This window comes from Caballeronia sp. LZ043 (genome assembly GCF_031451075.1).
Classification (GTDB): domain Bacteria; phylum Pseudomonadota; class Gammaproteobacteria; order Burkholderiales; family Burkholderiaceae; genus Caballeronia.
In genome coordinates this window covers 1,132,866-1,150,778 of record NZ_JARUXT010000004.1, presented here as the reverse complement: position 1 = coordinate 1,150,778, position 17,913 = coordinate 1,132,866, and the positions used below count along the sequence as shown (strand labels likewise).

Genomic DNA, 17,913 nt, shown 5'->3' with positions numbered 1-17,913 from the left:
GCATGCCGACAGCCACACGACCTACCCGATCACGAAACCGACACGATGTCGTTTTCATCGTTTCCGGAAGCGTGGCGAGACAGAGCCGTGTCGATGGCGCGGGCATCGCGGACCGTCGGCAGGTCGAAGCGGGCGTTGCGCACCGCGCCGTAGTCGAGGTCGGCGATCACCAGTTCCTCGTGCGCCGTCTCGCTTTGCGCGAGCACCTCGCCGCGCGGGCCGACGATGCGCGAGCCGCCCCAGAAATGCAGCGCGCCTTCGCGTCCGACGCGATTGGCGAACACGATCGGCAGCCCATAGACGAGTGCATGGGCGCGCAACACGGTGTCCCAGCCGCGCGGGTTGTCGAACTCGGTGCCGACTGCTTCCACCGCCGAACTCACCGGCGCGGCGCACAGCGTGGCGCCGTCGCGCGCCAGCCGATGCATCAACGCGGGGCTCCACAAGTCCGCGCAGATCGGCGTCGCGACACGCCAGCGCGGGTCGTCCGGCAGCGCAAACTGATCGAGGCGCTCGCCGTGTCCGTAGTACTTGCCGTCGTCGAGTTTGCCGTAGGTCGCGAGCGCAATCTTGCGATGCACCTGCACCACGCGTCCCGCATGCAGCGTCGCGACGCTGTTGTAGAACAGCGCGCCCGGGGCTTCCTCGATGAACCCGACTACCGCCGATAGCTCCGAGCAACCGCGCGCGAGTTCGAGCAAGGCTTCGTCATCGCGGGTGAGGGCGAGCTTCAGCGCGTGCTCGCCGGCGCCGTGTCCGGCCAGCGACAGTTCTGGAAACACCAGCAGCCGCACGCCGCTTTCCGTCGCCTGTTCGATCACCCGCCGATGCACGGCGAGATTCGCCGCGAGATCGCCGGGAACGGTTTCGATCTGCGCGGCCGCGACGCGCAAGGCTGGCTGCGCGCGCATGGATCAGAGCAGGCCGGCGGACTTGAGGAACGCGCCGGAGACGTCGCTGAGCGACTTCTTCTGCACGTCCACTTCGGCGTTGAGACGGGCCATGGTCGCGTCGTCGAGCTTGGCGGACAGCGCGTTCAGGATGCCCGCCAGGTTCGGATTGGCGTCGAGCGTCGCCTTGCGCACCACCGGCGTCAGCGCATAGGCGGGGAAGAAGTTCTTGTCGTCACGCAGGACGATGAAGTTGAACGCGGGCACGCGGCCATCGGTCGTGAAGACCAGCGCGGTATCGACCTGACGATCCTTCAGCGCCTGATACGTGAGACCCGAATCCATCCGCTTGATCTGCGCCGGGCCGAAGTGGAAGCCGTACTCCTTCTCCAGCGGACGCAGGCCGTCGGGGCGCGCGTAGAACTCGGAATTGCACGCGAAGGTGAGTTCCTTGCCGCTGTTCAGCACCTTCGCGAGATCGCTGAGCGTCGCGATGCCGAGCTTCTGCGCGACATCGCGGTTCATCGCGAGGCCATACGTGTCGTTCGCCTTCGACGGGTCGAGCCACACGAGGCCCTTCTGCGCATCGAGTTCCTTCACGCGCGCGTAGGTTTGCTGCGGATCGAGCTTGTCGGTCACCTTGTTGTAGGTGATGAGCGACGTGCCGGTGTATTCCCAGTACACGTCCACCTGACCGTTCTCTTGCGCCTGACGCAGCACCGTGCTGCCCATGCCGTCCTTCTTCACGACATCGAAGCCCTTGGCCTTCAGCAGTTCCGTGGTCATCTCCGCGAGCAGGACCTGCTCGGTGAAGTTCTTCCCGCCGACCGTAATGGTCGATGCGGCCTGCGCCGCCTGGCTCGCGCCCAACGCACTGAATGCGCCGAATGCGAGCGTGAACAGGGATGCGCCGAGCAGGCGTGACCACGACGTGCGTGACAACAGCGGCTTGAACATGGGCTTCGGTTCCGGGAGAAGGATCAACGTTGAGGACTGACGCCGCGCGGCACGAGCCAGTGCTGCAGCTGCGCGACGAACAGGTCGGTGGCGACCGCGAGGAGGGCGGTCGGGATGGCGCCGGCAAGCAACATCGTGAAGTCGTTCAGGTCGATGCCGGTGAAGATGAGTTCGCCCAGTCCGCCGCCGCCGACGAGAAACGCCAGCGGCGCGGTGCCGACGGTGATCGCCAGCGCGGTGCGCACGCCGGCGAGAATCACGAACATGGCGTTGGGCAGTTCGACCTTGCGCAGGATCATCCACTGCGTCATGCCGATGCCGTTGGCCGCTTCGATCAGCGCGGGCGGCACGGCGCGGATGCCTTCGTAGGTATTCATCGCGATGGGCAGCAGCGTGGCGAGCCACAGCGCGAGAATCGCGGGCTTCGCGCCGATGCCGAGCACGCTCATGGCGAGCGCGAGGATCGCGAGCTTCGGCACGGCCTGGCCCGCGTTCAGCGTGAACATGACGAAATGCGCGGCGCGGCCGTTCTCCGGACGGCTCAGCCAGATGCCGGCGGGCACGGCCACGAGAATGGCCGCGACGCCCGCGATCAGCACCATCAGCATCTGCTGGCCGGCCTGATAGACGATGTCCGCGCGATACTGGCCGATCGACGCCAGCCAGTTGTCCGCATGCGCCGATGCGCTGACGCATGCCACCGCCAGAGCACACGCAAGGCGAGCGGCGCGCGGCTTCATCGCACGGCTCCGGCGACGAGCGCGATATCGTCCGCCCGCGGCGCGGCGGCAACCTGCGGCGATGCTTCGCCCGAAACGCATGCCGCGCGCGCCATCAAAGCGATGCGTTCATGCGTCACATAGCCGATGAAAGCGCCCTCGGCATCCACGGCCGGCAGCCACGTCACGCCGTGCGCGAGCAGCATCGACATGACGGAGCGCAGGTCGTCGGTTGCACGTATCACGGCGGGTAGCGGACGCAGCCGCACGGCCTCCAAGGTTGCGCCTGCTGCGGCGAGTTCCAGCGGCCCGACATGGCCCACCGGCTGGTTCTGCGCATCGAGGACGACCAGCGTGTCGGCCAGATGATCGCGCAGGAGCGTGCGTGCATCGGCGCTCGCGTAACCCAGTCGCGCGACGCGTGCCGGTTCCAGCGCGGCATCGGCGGCGCGCATCAGGCGCAGGCGCTTCAGCGCCCGGTCCGTGCCGACGAAATCCGCGACGAACGCACTCGCCGGACGCGCCAGCAACTCGTCGGGACTGGCCATCTGCTCGATCTTGCCGTCGCGAAAGATGGCTACCTTGTCGCCCATCTTCATGGCCTCGTCGATGTCGTGGCTCACGAACATCACGGTCTTGCGCAGGCTCTTCTGGATATGGCGGAACTCGTCCTGGATCGACGTGCGGTTGATCGGATCGATCGCGCCGAACGGCTCGTCCATCAGCATCACGGGCGGATCGGCGGCGAGCGCCCGGGCCACGCCGACGCGCTGCTGCTGGCCGCCCGACAAATCGCGCGGATAGCACGGCATGAAGGTCGCCGGATCGAGCGAGACCATCGCCAGCAGTTGCTCCGTACGCTCGCGGATGCGCGTCTTGTTCCAGCCGAGCATCTCCGGCACGAGCGCGATGTTGTCCGCCACCGTCATGTTCGGAAACAGGCCCACTTGCTGAATCGCGTAACCGATGCGCCGCCGCAGCTCGACGATATCGAAGCCCGCCGTGTCCACGCCGCCGATCAGGATGCGGCCCGAGGTCGGCTGCACGAGCCGGTTGACCATCTTGAGCGTCGTGGTCTTGCCGCAGCCGGACGGTCCCAGCAGCACGCACAGTTCGCCTTCCTCGACCGTCATCGAGATGTCGTCGACGACCGCCTTGTCGCCGCGCGCAGTGAAGCGCTTGGTCAGGTTTCGAAGCTCGATCATCGTCCCTCCGCCGGAGTGGCAGGCGTGTGTGCAAGAGGCGCCGCGAGCGGCGGACGGGCCGTGGCGCGGCGCCACAGGAAGCGCGCCCGGCGCGGCCGCATGCCTTCCGGCGTCAGCCGCCATTGCAGCGCGGCCAGGCCGAGATCGGCGAGGATGGCCAGCAGCGCGACGATCAGCGCGCCCGCCACCAGCTGCCGCGGGTCCGACTGCGAAATGCCGCGGCTGATGAGCCGCCCGAGTCCGCCGGCGCCGATATACGTCGCAATTGCCGCGATGCCGATGTTCATTACCACCGCCATGCGCACGCCGGCCATGATGATCGGCACGGCAATGGGCATTTCGACGCGCCGCAGCCGCTGCCACGAAGTCATGCCCATGCCTTGCGCGGCTTCGCGCAGCGCGGGATCGAGATTGCGGATGGCCGCGTAGGTGTTGCGCAGGATCGGCAACTGCGAATAGAGGAACAGCGCGATGGCCGCCGGCAGGAAGCCGATGCCCTGGCCGATCAGCGACAGCACCGGGATCAGCAGCCCGAACAGCGCGATGGACGGAATCGTCATCAGCATCGCGGCGGTATAGAGCACGACGCGCGCGAGCCGCTCGTTGAGCGTGATGACGATGCCGAGCGTGACGCCCGTCACGATCGCGCAGCCGACGCCGGCCAGCACGATCAGCACGTGATCGACCAGCATTTGGCCGATCGATGCCGCATTACTCCAGATGAAAACCAGCGTATCCAATGCGGCCTCCGTGCACCCGATGCGGGTGTGGATCGAATGTAACGGGCCAATAACCCGTGAACCAACACAAACTCGACATCAACTGTCACCAAACCGACCGGGCCTGTGCGGGTGCATCAAAGCGCTGGACTCTGTTTTAAAGTGCGCGTGGCGATTTTGTAGAAGGCAAACTGATGATGAGCGCCGCGCGGGCGGCCGTTCTTCTTGCGGAGACTTGATGAGACGCACCCCAGCCCCGATCGATTTGCGCGCGTTGCAGGCGTTCGTCGCCGTCTGCGAAACCGGCTCGATGACGGCCGCCGCCCGCCGCCTCGGCCTGAGTCAGAGCGCGGTGAGCCAGTCGATTGCCGCACTGGAACGCGAACAGGGCGCCGATCTCTTCGATCGTGACAGCCGTCCGCCGCGTCCGAATCGCGCCGGGCGCGCGCTGCTCGAACTCGCAGGCCCGCTGCTGGAACATGCGCAGACGGTGAGCGCGCGGCTCGGCGCCGAATCGCTGGCGGGGACGTTGCCTTTGCGGCTCGGTTGCGTCGATTCCTTCGCGGCGACGGTCGGCCCCGAGCTGATCCGCGCGATGTCCGGTCCGGCGCGACAGATCACGCTGTGGTCGGGCCTGACGCCCGGTCTGGCGGCGCAGCTGCACGCGCGCGAAGTGGACGTCGTGGTCTGCACGCAGACGGCGTTGACCGACGCGCGCATCGTCGAAGTGCCGTTGTTTTCGGAGGCGTTCGTCGCGGTGGTGTCGCGGCGCTGGCTGGAGGAACGCGCGGCTGGTCACGCGCAAGGCAGCACGCCGGACTGGCGCACGCTTGCGGACGAACTGCCGCTGATCCGCTATACGGCGCGTTCGGTGATTGGCCAGCAGGTGGATCGCTTTGCGCGGCATCTGGGTATCGAAAGCCCGCGCCGCTACGAATTCGACGCCACCGATCCGCTATTGAGTCTCGTCAGCGCGAAGCTCGGCTTTGCCATCTCGACGCCGCTGTGCCTGTGGCAGGCACGGCATTATCTCGACGAGATCGCTGTGTTGCCGCTGCCCGAAGGACGGCTCGCGCGGCGCGAGTTCTTCGTGCTGCATCGGCAGGGAGAGTGGGACGGTTTCGTCGATGAGACCGTGACGCTCACGCGACGTGTGCTCGAGCATCTGATTCGCCCGGCGCTCGTGCGCGCCGTGCCGACGTTGCCGGACGACGCGTTGCGCCAAGCATGATGCATGGGTCGGCGATGCCGTCAGCCGCGCGTGTCGATCCAGTCGCGCGCCCAGCGGCGCGAATACTCGATCGCATCGGATTCCTGGGAAAAGTAATCCAGCGAGAAAAAGCGATAAGTGGATTCGTCCGATTCCGTTTCGGGACGTTCCAGCATGACATTCGCGGAAAACGTTTTGTCGTGCAGGCGATGCGTAAAGGCGTGTACCGCATAACCGCGGTATTGATTGAGTTGTGTCATTTTAATTTTAAGAGTGAGTGTTTCCGGCGCAACCAGAGAACACGAGGCGATGCGCGTCTTTAACGCGATCGAAAGATGGCGGCAACCAGGGCCAGGCCGAAGGAGTGTCGCGGAGCCGCGAAGGTGAACCGGAGGAAGCCGGAAGCCTTGTCTTGAAGGCTCCCGGCGTGCCGCGAATTAACAGCGGCAAATCTGCAGCGGCAAATTTACAGCGGCTTGATGTTCGAAGCCTGCATGCCCTTCGGGCCGCGCTTCGTTTCGAAGCTTACCTTCTGGCCTTCTGCCAGGGTCTTGAAACCGTCAGCGCGAATTTCCGAGAAATGCGCGAAAAGGTCATCGCCGCCTGCGTCCGGCGTGATGAAACCGAAACCCTTGGTGTCGTTGAACCACTTGACAATACCGGTGTCCATGAAAATCCTGAATTGAAATACAACAAAAAAAAGTGCTCGATTGAGCGGGGCGAAGCAGCAAGGAGGGAATGGACAACGAATACCGCAAGAGATAAACGGACTATTGATGAACAGCAATCGACTTCTTGTACTCCAGCCACGGATGCTACCAAATCCTTAGTGAATTGGTCAACAATTTTCGAACGAAAGTTCGTCGGCCTTGCCGGGCGAAGCACGGTTCTTGCGCCATGTTTTCGCTGGAGGGCGAGCCGTTCGTGGGAGACCGAAAGCGGTTTGCCATGTCGATCATCTTCGATTTCAAGCTCAAGGCTCACGACTCCGCGCCGATAACCATGGGCGATGTGACGCCCGCGACAACGTCACGCGCTTTTGCTTTCGGTACCGTAAGGCGGTGTCGCCCAGGTGAGACTATGTCCGGTTTGCCCAACACAACTCAGGAGCCCGCGGATGGCGTGACGATCTGCGTCGCTCTCTTCGCGCGCGATGCGCACGGTGCTTTTGTCATCAACGCTTGCAATGACGCGTTCCTCGCGATGGCGGGCGTGGCGCACGCCGAGCCGCTTTCATTTCCGTTCCTGTTCGATACGCTGATTCCGGATCACGGATGGTCCGCATTGCGCGAGAAACTGAACGCAGGTTTTACGTCGGGCGATGTGCAGGAACTGGCGCATCCCGCGATGCGCGGCGCGAATGAACCGCTATGGCGGCTCACGCTCAAGCCGCTCGGCGGTGCGGACGCGAAGGAGATCCTGCTGACGGGCTTCGTGAATCCCCCGAAGCGCGATCTGACCCACGCACTCGAAGTCAGCGACTCGCGTTTTCGCGCGGTCGTGGATTCGGCCTATGACGCCATCGTCACGATCGACGAGCAGCACAACATCACGCTGTTCAATCGCGCGGCGGAAAACCTGTTCGGCTATCGCTCCGACGAAGTGCTCGGCCGACGCATCGAGACGCTGCTGCCCGAACGCTTCCGCGCGAACCACTCGCGCAATGTCAGGCAGTTCGCCGACTCCGACAAGATGAACCTGCGTTCGATCACGCCGCCGCGCATGGACGAAAGCAACAGCGTGTACGGACGGCATCGCGACGGGCGGATCATTCCCGTGGAGATCGCGATCTCCAAGATCAAGGTGGATGGCGTGATCGAATTCACGGCGGTGATCCGTGACATTACCGAGCGCGCGCAACTCATGGAATTGCTCAGGAAGCAGGCCGCGACCGATGCCTTGACCGGCCTGCCGAACCGTCGCGAATTCCTGGATTTTGTCGAGAAGGTGCTGGGCACGGATCAGGTGCTGTCCGTGTTCATCCTCGACATCGATTACTTCAAGAAGATCAACGACAGCCACGGCCACGATATCGGCGACGAAGTGCTGTGCGTGCTGGCGCAGGTCGGCATGTCGATCCCGCATGCGTCGAAACTGTTCGCGCGCTGGGGCGGCGAGGAGTTCGTCGCGGCGCTGCCGGGCGCGGATGCGCGGCTCGCCTGTGAGATCGCCGACACACTGCGCCGGCGCTTCGAGCAGCAGGACTTCGAGCACGCGTGGCGCGTGAAGCCGATTCCGTTCACGGTGAGCATCGGCGTGGTGACGCGCGAGCCGGGCGAATCGGATGTCGATGCCTTGATGCGGCGCGCCGACCGCGCGCTGTATCAGGCGAAAGAGCGCGGGCGCAATCGCGTCGAGGTGGGATAGCGAGGCGTACGGCTTACGGCAACAGGCACCAGACGGCGATGAACGGTTCGCGGCCGGAGCGCATCGCATGACGGCTGCCCGGAAAGTTATGGATGCCGCCGCCGATGCCCGGATTGAACCAGTCGCCGTCGCGCTGGCGAAACTCGCCGGCACTCAACAGCACATAGGCTTCTTCCGGTGGATGCGAGTGATCCGGATAGCGGACTTCGGGCGCCATCACGGAGAAGCCGAGCCGCACGTCATGACGGCTCTCGGCGCCGCCCGTTCCGCAGATCATGCCGTGTACGTGACCTTCGATGTAATTCTCGCTGCCGTTCTCACCCGAATTCCGGCGCGACCAGCCCAGAGAAGGTTCCAGCGCCTTGAGCGCGCGCGCGGCCGCGCCGAGGTCCGTATCCTCGCCGATGCGCGGTGCGAGCGCGGCATCGAACCACGCGCAGGCGGGGAAGCGGTCCGTACGCCGCGTGCCGTCGTCGGACGGCGTGCGTAATTTTTCAAACACCTTTGACGCAACCACGCGTCCGCCTTCGGGAAGCTGCGTGGACTGGAACAGGCGTTCCGCGATGGCAATGAAGGTCGATACGGCTTCAGGTCGCTTCGTCATGGTGTGCTCGCGCTATAGCCAGTCGGTTTCGAAGGGGCAGGAAGTGAGCGGCTCGCAGCCATGCTCCGTCAGGACGACCTGTTGTTCGAGCTTGACGCCCTGCGTGCCGCCCTCGGCGCCGATATAGCTTTCGACGCACACCGTCATGCCCGGCTCGAAACGGCCATCATAGCCCGCGCTGTCCCAGTCGACCTGATGGGCGATCGACGGATATTCATCCACCATGCCGATGCCGTGCGCCAGACAGCAATAGCGGTTCTTGATGAAGCGCTCGGGAATGCGCCACGCCTTCTCGGAGAACTCGCGAAACGTCATGCCGGGCTTCAGCAGATCCATGTTGGTGTGGACTTGCGCATAGGCCTGTTCGTAGAGGGCGCGCTGTTCGCCGGACGGGCGTCCGTCGCCGACCAGCCACGTCCGCGAGATATCCGAGCAATAGCCGTGCGGGCCGACCATGTCGGTATCGAAGGCGAGGAGATCGCCGTTTTGCAGCACGCGCGCCGAGCATTCGTGCATCCACGGATTGGTGCGCTCGCCGGAAGCGAGCAGCCGTGTTTCGATCCACTCGCCGCCGTGGCGGATGTTCTCGAAATGCAGATGCGCCCACAGTTCGTTTTCGGTGATGCCCGGCCGAAGCGCTTCCCGCATGCGTTGGATGCCTTGCTCGGCGGTGCGCAAGGATGCGCCGATCAGCACGAGTTCGTCCGGCGACTTGATGAGGCGCGCGCTTTCCATGAGAAGCTGGCCGTCGAATAGCGCGATGCCGTGTTGCTCGAGATAAACGGTGCCGAAGGGATCGAGCCGATCGACGGCAAGGCGCGTCTCGCCCGGCGCATGGGTGCGCAGCACATCGACGATCTCCGCGCCCCAGGTCTCGGCGCGGCGTTCGGCTTCGTGACCGGCATTGAAGAAGGTCCAGCTGGTGGCGCCGCGCCACTCCACGTCGAGATCGATGCCGTCCCACACATGTTCGCTGCTGTGGAATTCCCATGCGACGATCCGGCCGTCCGCGAAGATCATCACGTAGCGCGCCGGATTGCGGCCGCACCACACCTGCATGTTGGAGGTATCCGTCGCGTAACGGATGTTCACCGGGTCATACAGCAGCAGCGCGGGCACCGCGTGTTCGCGCATCTGCTCCAGCACGCGCGCGAACCGGTAGGTCCGCACGTCGCGCATGTTCGCTTCGACCGCCATGCTGTCGCTCCTCAAAAGAATATTCGTGGATGGCGGCGCAGCTTCAGAGTTCGAGCGTCAGGTCGGAGGTCGGCCGGCTGCAGCACAGCAGCCGGAAGCCCTTCTGGATCTCGCGCTCGCGAATGCCGCCGTTGTGCTTCATGTCGACCGTGCCGTCCAGCAGTTTCGTCTTGCAGGTGCCGCATACGCCCTGACTGCACGACGACGGGATCGCCACGCCCGCCTTGCGCGCCGCCGCCAGCACGGTTTCGGACGGGTTCATCGTGAAGCTCTTCGACGAGCGGGACAGCTTCACCGTGAAGCTTTCCTGTGCAATCGACGGCGCATCGTCTACCGGCTCCGGCGCGACCCCCGCGCCGAGATCGAAGCTTTCCTGGTGATAGCGCGCAGGGTCATGACCGCCTTCGCGCAGCAGGTCGCGCACGGCGCTCATATAGCCGGCGGGACCGCAGGTGAAGACTTCGCGCTCGGCGTAGTCGGGCGCCCACTCGGACAGCAAACGCAGACTCAGCCGGCCGATGGCGCCGCGCCAGTCCGCTTCGTCGCCGCTGCCCTCGCACACGAAGAACGTCCGCAGGCGCGGCGACTGGGCGGCAAGGCGCCGCAGTTCGTCACGGAAGACGATGTCGGCCGGGGTTCGCGCGCTGTGGATGAAGATCACGTCGCGGTCGAGTCCGAGATCGAGGGCGGCGCGGGTCATCGACATCAGGGGCGTCACACCGGACCCGGCGGAAAGATAGAGCGATTTGAGCGACGCAGCGGCCGTCGCGGTGAAGCTTCCGGACGGCCCGTACGCGCGCAACGCGTGGCCCGGCTTCAGCGTGTCGTGCAGCCAGTGCGAGACGATCCCGCCCGGCACGCGCTTCACGGTGATCGAGACGAGCCACGGACGCGTCGGCGGCGAGGAAATCGTGTAGCAGCGCTCCACCGGCATGCCCGCGACGTTTGCCCGGATGGTCAGGAACTGGCCGGGTTCGAAGCGCACGGGCGCGCCATCGCCGACGCGGAATTCGAAGCTCCTGACGTCGTGGGTCTCGTCGGTGACGCGGCAGCACGTCAGCGTGCGTTGCTCGCTGCTGGCCCACGGCTCGCCGCCGCGCTCCCAGGTGCCGGGACTCGAAAACACGCTGTCGGCGTCCGGGGCGGGGGCAAGGCTTCTCTCGGGCATGTTGATGGCGTCGGAACGGTCGGAGCGCCTTGTCTGGCGCGGGTTTGCGGGGCGGCGCGGGGCCGGGAGGGGCTGGCATCGAGTATCGATTTGCGCCCGGACAGCGTCAATGCGCTTTAATTTCGCGCTGTCATTACATGAGGTTATGCGTCCGCGTCGTTGGCTCAGGGCCGCTGCGCGCCGCTGTGGGATAATTCAGCCTTTGCTCAAAAGCGGCGCCCAAAAGGCTGTCCGCAGGCCGTTCAGGCAAGGGCAAAGGGCCTTTATCCTCGTGGCCCGCTTTCATTTTCGCGACAATTTTCAAAGCCACCCACGATGCCCACTTACCGTTCCAAAACCTCCACCGCCGGCCGCAACATGGCGGGGGCGCGCTCGCTGTGGCGCGCCACCGGCATGAAAGACGAAGACTTCTCGAAGCCGATCATCGCGGTGGTCAATTCGTTCACCCAGTTCGTGCCCGGCCACGTGCACCTGAAGGATCTGGGACAGCTGGTCGCGCGCGAGATCGAGGCCGCGGGCGGCGTGGCCAAGGAATTCAACACCATCGCGGTGGATGACGGCATCGCCATGGGTCACGACGGCATGCTGTACTCGCTGCCGAGCCGCGAGATCATCGCGGATTCGGTGGAATACATGGTCAACGCGCATTGCGCCGACGCCATGGTGTGCATCTCCAATTGCGACAAGATCACCCCCGGCATGCTGATGGCTGCGATGCGCCTGAACATCCCGGTGATCTTCGTGTCCGGCGGTCCGATGGAAGCCGGCAAGACGCGCCTCGCGAATCCCGTCACGAAGGCCATGGAGTTCAAGAAGCTCGACCTCGTCGACGCCATGGTGATCGCCGCGGACCAGAAGTACTCGGACGCCGAAGTGGCTGAAGTGGAACGCTCCGCGTGCCCGACGTGCGGTTCGTGCTCGGGCATGTTCACGGCCAACTCGATGAACTGCCTGACCGAGGCGCTCGGCCTCTCGCTGCCGGGCAACGGCACCGTGGTCGCGACGCACGCCGACCGCGAGCAGCTTTTCAAGCGCGCGGGACGCGAGATTGTCGGGCTGGCGCGGCGTTACTACGAAGAGGAAGAAACGCGTCTGCTGCCGCGTTCGGTGGGCTTCAAGGCGTTCGAGAACGCGATGACGCTCGACATCGCGATGGGCGGTTCGACCAACACCATCCTGCACTTGCTGGCGATTGCGCAGGAAGCCGAGATCGACTTCACGATGGCCGACATCGACCGTCTGTCGCGCACGGTGCCGCAGCTGTGCAAGGTCGCGCCGAACACGAACAAGTACCACATCGAGGACGTGCATCGCGCGGGCGGCATCATGGCCATCCTGGGCGAACTGGAACGCGCAGGCAAGCTGCACACGGACGTGCCGACCGTGCACGCGCCCACGCTGGGCGACGCGCTCGCGCAGTGGGACATCAAGCGTACCGACGACGAAGCCGTGAAGACCTTCTACATGGCGGGCCCGGCCGGCATTCCGACGCAGGTGGCGTTCAGCCAGAACACGCGCTGGCCGAGCCTCGACAGCGACCGCGCGGAAGGCTGCATCCGCTCGTACGAGCACGCGTTCTCGAAGGAAGGCGGTCTGGCGGTGCTGACGGGCAACATCGCGCTGGATGGCTGCGTGGTGAAGACCGCGGGCGTCGATGAAAGCATCCTGGTGTTCGAAGGCAGCGCGCACGTCACGGAATCGCAGGACGAGGCCGTGGAGAACATCCTGAACGACAAAGTGAAGGCGGGCGATATCGTGATCGTGCGCTACGAAGGTCCGAAGGGCGGCCCGGGCATGCAGGAAATGCTCTACCCGACGAGCTACATCAAGTCGAAGGGCTTGGGCAAGTCCTGCGCGCTGCTGACGGATGGCCGCTTCTCGGGCGGCACGTCGGGACTGTCGATCGGCCATTGCTCGCCGGAAGCGGCGGCGGGCGGCGCGATCGGCCTGGTGCGCGACGGCGACCGCATTCGCATCGACATTCCGAATCGCCGGATCGACGTGCTGCTCTCCGACGAGGAACTCGCGCAACGCCGCGAGGAGCAGAACGCCAAGGGCTGGAAGCCGGCGAAGCCGCGTCCGCGCAAGGTATCGGCGGCGCTGAAGGCGTATGCGAAGCTCGTGATGTCGGCGGACAAGGGCGCGGTGCGCGATCTGTCGCTGCTCGACGACTGATTGTGTCGCTCTGCGTTCAGGCGCGCAGGCCGCTCCTTCAGGAGCGGTTTTTTTTCGCCTGCTTCGGCGTGCGTCGAGGTACGGGGTTTGCTCGAAGCCTTGCGCACTGGCCGCACTCGGCGGACGGGCATATGAGCCGCACGCATGAACGACCCACACGCCCACGAAGCACACAGCGTACGCAGCGCACGAAAGCGCAAACCGCTCGACGACGAACTCGAAAGCGCCTTGCGCCGCGTCTTCGGCTTTCCGAACCTGCGGCCGGGCCAGGACGAGGTGATCCGCAGCGTGCTTGACGGCCACGACACGCTCGCCGTCATGCCCACCGGCGCCGGCAAGTCGCTGTGCTACCAATTGCCCGCGCTCCAGTTCGACGGCATGACGGTGATCGTCTCGCCGCTCATCTCGCTGATGCGCGATCAGGCGTCGAAGCTCGCCGAGGCCGGCATCGCGGCCACTGTGCTCAACAGCACGCTGACGGCGCGCGAGGCGCGCGAGGCCATGGAAGCCGTCGCCAGGCATGCGGTGCGCATGCTCTTCGTTACGCCCGAGCGGCTCTCGAACGCCGACTTCACCGCCGAACTCGCCGCGCCCGGCATGCCGGCCATTGCGCTCGTCGTGATCGACGAAGCGCATTGCATCTCGCAGTGGGGTCACGACTTCCGCCCGGCCTATGTCGAACTCGTGCATGCCATCAAGGCGCTCGATCGGCCGCCCGTGCTCGCGCTGACCGCGACGGCGACCCCCGCCGTCATCGAGGACATCGTGCGCGAACTGGCGATGCGGCACGCTCGCGTGATCCATACGGGCGTCTATCGCGACAACCTGCACTTCAGCGTCGAACAGCTGACCAATCCGGAAGACAAGCGGCGGCGCGCGATCGAATGCGTGCGCGAGGCGCAGGGCAGCGGCATCGTCTATTGCGCGACCATCGCCGAATGCGAGGCGCTGCATGCCGCGCTCGTCGAGGCCGGTGTCGAGGCGGGGCGCTATCACGGCAAGCTGTCGTCGGCCGAGCGGTCGGAGTCGCAGGACGCGTTCATGGAAGACCGCGTGCGCGTGATGGTCGCGACCAACGCATTCGGCATGGGCATCGACAAACCCGATATCCGCTTCGTGATCCATGCGCAGATGCCGGGCAGCCTCGATGCCTACTATCAGGAAGCCGGCCGCGCCGGCCGCGATGAACAACCCGCGCGCTGCACGCTGCTGTTCGAGATGAAGGACCGGCACGTGCAGCAGTTCTTCATGAGCGGCCGCTATCCGAGCCGCGAGACCATCGCGCGCGTGGCGGCGAAAGTGCATGAGTTCGCGCAGGAAAGCGGAAGCGGGACGCTGGAGAGACCGCTCGCGCGTCTGCGTGAAGCGCTGCCGGATATCGGCGCGAACAAGCTGCGGGTCGCGACGGCGCTGCTTGGCGATATCGGCATGACGCGGCGCACGCAACGCGGCGGACTCAAACTGAGCGATGGACACTTCGACGAATCCCGGCTCGATGCCGCCGCCGAAGAGTATGCGGCGCGCTCGGAACGCGATCGCGCCGTGCTCGAACGCATGATCGGCTATGCGCAGGGCGCGCAATGCCGCTGGCGCACGCTGCTCGACTACTTCGCGGAAGACATCGAGGCTACGCGTTCGGCGGCGCCGCGGCAGGCGAGCGAGATCCGCTATCGGAAGCCCGAGGACGAGCTCGGCGGCGAGCGCTGCGGCACCTGCGACAACTGCCTGCATCCGCCGCAAGTGAGCGAGAGTCCGCGCGAACAGCGGGAACAGGAACGCGCGGAACAGAGCAAGTCGACGCGTCCGGAAGCAGCGCGCTTCAAGGAGGGCGATCGCGTGCGCGTGCGCCGTTATGGCGAGGGTGTCGTCGAGATGATCAGCGGCGAGCGTGTCGCGGTGCGCTTCGCGGACGACGCTGTGCGCACCTTCATCGGCGAGTACGTGAAGCGCGCACGCAAGGCGTCCTGACGCACGGCTTCAGCGGGCTTTGCTCGCCGGGCGCTCGCGGTCGATGCGCAGCCGGTATTGAAACGTGTCGCCGCGAAAATAGAGGTACTCGAAATCGACCGGCATGCCGTCCGCCCCGTGCGTAAGACGCTCGATGCGCAACAGCGGCGCGCCTTTCTTCACATCGAGCGACTGCGCGATCTCAACCGGCGCCGCGATGGCGTCGATGGCGAGATCCGCGCGGCCGAGCGGCACGGCGCAATCGTTCTCGAGGATCAGGAAGATGTCGCGCGTCACGAGGTCCGCGCGCGCGAGCGGTCGCGCGAAGTGCTCGGGGAGAAAGCTGATCTCGTATGAAACCGGCGCGCGATTCAGCAACCTCACGCGATGAATCTCCGCCACCGGACTGCCCGGCGCAAGACCGAGCCGGGCGGCGACTTCGTCGGCCGCCGGCACGATGTCGAAGCTCAGCACGCGGTTGAGGATGTCGTGGCCGCCTTCCGACATCGCCTCGGCAAAACCCTGCAGCGACGTCACGTTCTGGAACGCTCGCGGCTGGGAGACGAACGAGCCCTTGCCGTGTACCTTGAAGATCAAGCCTTCCTTCTGCAGATCGCCGAGCGCCTGGCGGATGGTGATGCGGCTTACGTCGAACATCGCCTGGAGCTCGCTCTCCGACGGCATGCGGCTGTGCGGCGGATAGCGTCCGTCGAGAATCCCGGCGCGCAGCGTGTCCTTGATCTGCGCATACAGCGGCACCGGCGAGTCCGGGAAAACAGCGGGGGGAGCGACGGATCGGCGGGTGGGCATGAGGGTGGCGGGGCAGAAGGCGGGCGCATGTGCGCGACCGGACGCGGCGTGCAGCGATTATAGCGATGCCTGCCGCGCGGCCCGCCGGTCATAAACAAATGACGAAAAATTGCTTAGCCCACGCGGTGCGCTCGCTGAGAATGAGGCCTGATCGATTCGGGTCGCAGCGAGGATGAACATGAGCGAACGCAGCGCGGGTGGAACACGGGAAGCGGAAGTCTCGCGGGCGGCCGTCACGCTCGTCACCGTGCCGGGTCTGTACGGCAGCGAGGACGCGCACTGGCAGAGCTGGCTCGAAGGCGAGGTGGCGTCGGCGCGGCGCGTCGAGCAGCGCAACTGGGACCTGCCGCATCTCGACACCTGGAGCGACGCGGTACGCGACGAACTGGCGGACCTCGACGGTCCGGTGGTCATCGCGGCGCATAGCTTCGGCTGTCTCGCGACCGCGCATGCGCTTGCGCATCTGAAGCCTACCGGCGCGCAAGTGCAGGGCGTGCTGTTCGTCGCCCCCGCGAGTCCGGCGAAGTTCCGCTTTGCCGGCAACTTCAGCGCACGGCGTCTGGACACGCTCTCGCTCGTGGTGGGCAGCGAAACCGATCCGTGGATGCCGCTCGACGAAGCACGCACGCTGGCGCAGCACTGGAACAGCGCGTTCATCAATCTCGGCGACGCGGGGCACGTGAACACGGCGGCGGGTTTCGGACCGTGGCCGCTGGCGAAGCATTTCGTCGAGACGCTCGCGCGGCGCGCACCGTCCGGCGACGAACACGAACACGAACATGAAGACGAGACGGAGCAACGGCGCGCGTACGGATAAGCGCTGTTGATCCTGCCGTATAAAAATGGCCGCCTTCGAGCGGCCTTCGTCTGTTGTGCAGTATCGAAACCCTGTCACTGGAGAACAAGAATGGCGGTACACAAGAAGCTGCTGATCGCAGCCGCGGTTGGTGTCACCCTCGGTATCACACTCGGCATGACCGGCGTCGCGCATGCGGACACGACGCTCCTCAACGTGTCCTACGACGTCACGCGCGAGCTGTACAAGGACATCGATTCCGCGTTCATCGCGGACTACAAGAAGAAGACCGGCGAGACGGTTTCGGTGCGGCAGTCGCATGGTGCATCGAGCGCGCAGGCGCTCTCGGTGACGCAGGGTCTCCAGGCGGACGTCGTGACGATGAACCAGCCGAACGACATCGACCTGCTCGCCGAACGCGGGCAACTGGTGCCCGCCAACTGGCGCAGCCGTCTGCCGGATGCCAGCGCGCCTTACACCACGACGATGGTGTTCCTCGTCCACAAGGGCAATCCGAAGAACATCAAGGACTGGAACGATCTGGCGCGCAACGGCGTGCAGGTGGTGATCGCCAATCCGAAGACTTCGGGCAACGGCCGCTATACCTATCTCGCGGCGTGGGGCTACAAGAAGCAGCAGGGCGCCACCGACGCGCAGGCGCAGGCCTTCGAAAAAGCCATCTTCAAGAACGTGCCGGTGCTCGACACCGGCGGCCGCGGCGCGACGACCACCTTCACGCAGCGCGGCATCGGCGACGTGCTGGTCACCTTCGAAAACGAAGTGGGCCTGATGAGCGCGGGACCGGGCGCGAAGGACTTCGAGGCGGTGTATCCGTCAGTGAGCCTGCTGGCCGAGCCGCCGGTGTCCATTGTCGACAAGGTGGTGGACAAGCGCGGCACGCGCAAGCAGGCGCAGGCGTATCTCGACTTCCTGTACACGCCGGCGGCGCAGGAGATCATCGCGCAGCATCATCTGCGTCCGCGCGATCCCGGCGTGCTGGCGAAACATGCGAGCGAGTTCAAGCCGTTGAAGACCTTCACGGTCGAGCAGTTGTTCGGCAACTGGCAGAACGCGCAGAAGCTTCACTTCGCCGATGGGGGCACCTTCGATCAGGTCGTCGCCGACAAGAACTGAGCGCGCTGCACTTGC

The 17,913-nt window shown here is 65.3% G+C and carries 17 protein-coding genes; 6 read left to right on the top strand and 11 right to left on the bottom strand.

All coding sequences use genetic code 11. From position 1 onward, the window contains the following. Positions 1-29: 29 nt before the first annotated feature. The 5 genes from QCE64_RS32835 to QCE64_RS32815 are packed head-to-tail and all read right to left on the bottom strand — an operon-like array spanning position 30 to position 4,511. Positions 30-911, bottom strand: a complete 882-nt coding sequence (locus QCE64_RS32835) for a nitrilase-related carbon-nitrogen hydrolase (RefSeq protein ID WP_309935139.1) — start codon at positions 909-911, stop codon at positions 30-32. A 3-nt stretch (positions 912-914) separates the two neighbouring features. Next, positions 915-1,847 carry a glycine betaine ABC transporter substrate-binding protein gene (locus tag QCE64_RS32830; protein WP_309926917.1) on the bottom strand — a complete coding sequence of 311 codons (933 nt, stop codon included), beginning with the start codon at positions 1,845-1,847 and terminating at the stop codon, positions 915-917. Between the two features lie 23 nt (positions 1,848-1,870). Next, entirely contained in the window at positions 1,871-2,587 is a 717-nt protein-coding gene (locus QCE64_RS32825) for an ABC transporter permease (protein ID WP_309926914.1), read from the bottom strand. Beyond that, entirely contained in the window at positions 2,584-3,771 is a 1,188-nt protein-coding gene (locus tag QCE64_RS32820) for an ABC transporter ATP-binding protein (protein ID WP_310008320.1), read from the bottom strand. The genes QCE64_RS32825 and QCE64_RS32820 overlap by 4 nt, the downstream gene beginning before the upstream one ends. Continuing rightward, entirely contained in the window at positions 3,768-4,511 is a 744-nt protein-coding gene (locus tag QCE64_RS32815) for an ABC transporter permease (RefSeq protein WP_309926909.1), read from the bottom strand. The genes QCE64_RS32820 and QCE64_RS32815 overlap by 4 nt, the downstream gene beginning before the upstream one ends. 217 nt (positions 4,512-4,728) lie before the next feature. Here QCE64_RS32815 and QCE64_RS32810 point away from each other — a divergent pair, with 217 nt between their 5' ends. Beyond that, positions 4,729-5,721, top strand: a complete 993-nt coding sequence (locus QCE64_RS32810; RefSeq protein ID WP_310008318.1) for a LysR family transcriptional regulator — start codon at positions 4,729-4,731, stop codon at positions 5,719-5,721. A gap of 20 nt (positions 5,722-5,741) precedes the next feature. Here the strand turns inward: QCE64_RS32810 and QCE64_RS32805 are convergent, their stop codons facing one another. Both QCE64_RS32805 and QCE64_RS32800 read right to left on the bottom strand, forming a co-directional pair. Further along, a complete protein-coding gene (locus tag QCE64_RS32805) occupies positions 5,742-5,876 on the bottom strand; it encodes a hypothetical protein (protein WP_309926903.1) in 135 nt (44 codons plus the stop codon). A 290-nt stretch (positions 5,877-6,166) separates the two neighbouring features. Next, positions 6,167-6,370: a cold-shock protein gene (locus QCE64_RS32800; protein WP_309821213.1), complete on the bottom strand. Its 204-nt coding sequence runs from the start codon at positions 6,368-6,370 to the stop codon at positions 6,167-6,169. A gap of 410 nt (positions 6,371-6,780) precedes the next feature. Between QCE64_RS32800 and QCE64_RS32795 the strand changes: the two genes are divergently transcribed. After that, positions 6,781-8,067: a diguanylate cyclase gene (locus QCE64_RS32795; RefSeq protein ID WP_310008317.1), complete on the top strand. Its 1,287-nt coding sequence runs from the start codon at positions 6,781-6,783 to the stop codon at positions 8,065-8,067. A 13-nt stretch (positions 8,068-8,080) separates the two neighbouring features. Here QCE64_RS32795 and QCE64_RS32790 read toward each other — a convergent pair whose 3' ends face one another. Genes QCE64_RS32790 through QCE64_RS32780 form a run of 3 tightly spaced genes read right to left on the bottom strand, consistent with a single transcriptional unit; the run spans position 8,081 to position 11,036 of the window. Then, positions 8,081-8,671, bottom strand: coding sequence for a dimethylsulfoniopropionate lyase (locus tag QCE64_RS32790; RefSeq protein WP_309935131.1), 591 nt, complete (start codon positions 8,669-8,671; stop codon positions 8,081-8,083). Positions 8,672-8,683: 12 nt separating this feature from the next. Then, entirely contained in the window at positions 8,684-9,868 is a 1,185-nt protein-coding gene (locus tag QCE64_RS32785; protein WP_310008314.1) for a Xaa-Pro peptidase family protein, read from the bottom strand. 43 nt (positions 9,869-9,911) lie between these two features. After that, the gene (locus QCE64_RS32780) at positions 9,912-11,036 is read right to left on the bottom strand and encodes a hybrid-cluster NAD(P)-dependent oxidoreductase (protein WP_310008312.1); all 1,125 of its coding nucleotides are present in this window, start codon (positions 11,034-11,036) and stop codon (positions 9,912-9,914) included. Between the two features lie 315 nt (positions 11,037-11,351). On the opposite strand from QCE64_RS32780, the gene ilvD reads away from it, so the two are divergent. Together ilvD and QCE64_RS32770 are read left to right on the top strand one after the other, a co-directional pair. Next, the gene (ilvD, locus tag QCE64_RS32775) at positions 11,352-13,211 is read left to right on the top strand and encodes a dihydroxy-acid dehydratase (protein ID WP_309926893.1); all 1,860 of its coding nucleotides are present in this window, start codon (positions 11,352-11,354) and stop codon (positions 13,209-13,211) included. A 144-nt stretch (positions 13,212-13,355) separates the two neighbouring features. Then, positions 13,356-15,179: an ATP-dependent DNA helicase RecQ gene (locus tag QCE64_RS32770; protein ID WP_310008310.1), complete on the top strand. Its 1,824-nt coding sequence runs from the start codon at positions 13,356-13,358 to the stop codon at positions 15,177-15,179. Between the two features lie 9 nt (positions 15,180-15,188). Here QCE64_RS32770 and QCE64_RS32765 read toward each other — a convergent pair whose 3' ends face one another. Further along, positions 15,189-15,968 carry a GntR family transcriptional regulator gene (locus QCE64_RS32765; protein WP_310008307.1) on the bottom strand — a complete coding sequence of 260 codons (780 nt, stop codon included), beginning with the start codon at positions 15,966-15,968 and terminating at the stop codon, positions 15,189-15,191. A gap of 178 nt (positions 15,969-16,146) precedes the next feature. Between QCE64_RS32765 and QCE64_RS32760 the strand changes: the two genes are divergently transcribed. Further along, the gene (locus QCE64_RS32760; RefSeq protein ID WP_310008305.1) at positions 16,147-16,785 is read left to right on the top strand and encodes an alpha/beta hydrolase; all 639 of its coding nucleotides are present in this window, start codon (positions 16,147-16,149) and stop codon (positions 16,783-16,785) included. 90 nt (positions 16,786-16,875) lie between these two features. After that, positions 16,876-17,898 (top strand): sulfate ABC transporter substrate-binding protein, encoded by a 1,023-nt coding sequence (locus tag QCE64_RS32755; protein WP_309935124.1) that lies wholly within the window; start codon positions 16,876-16,878, stop codon positions 17,896-17,898. Positions 17,899-17,913: the final 15 nt, after the last annotated feature.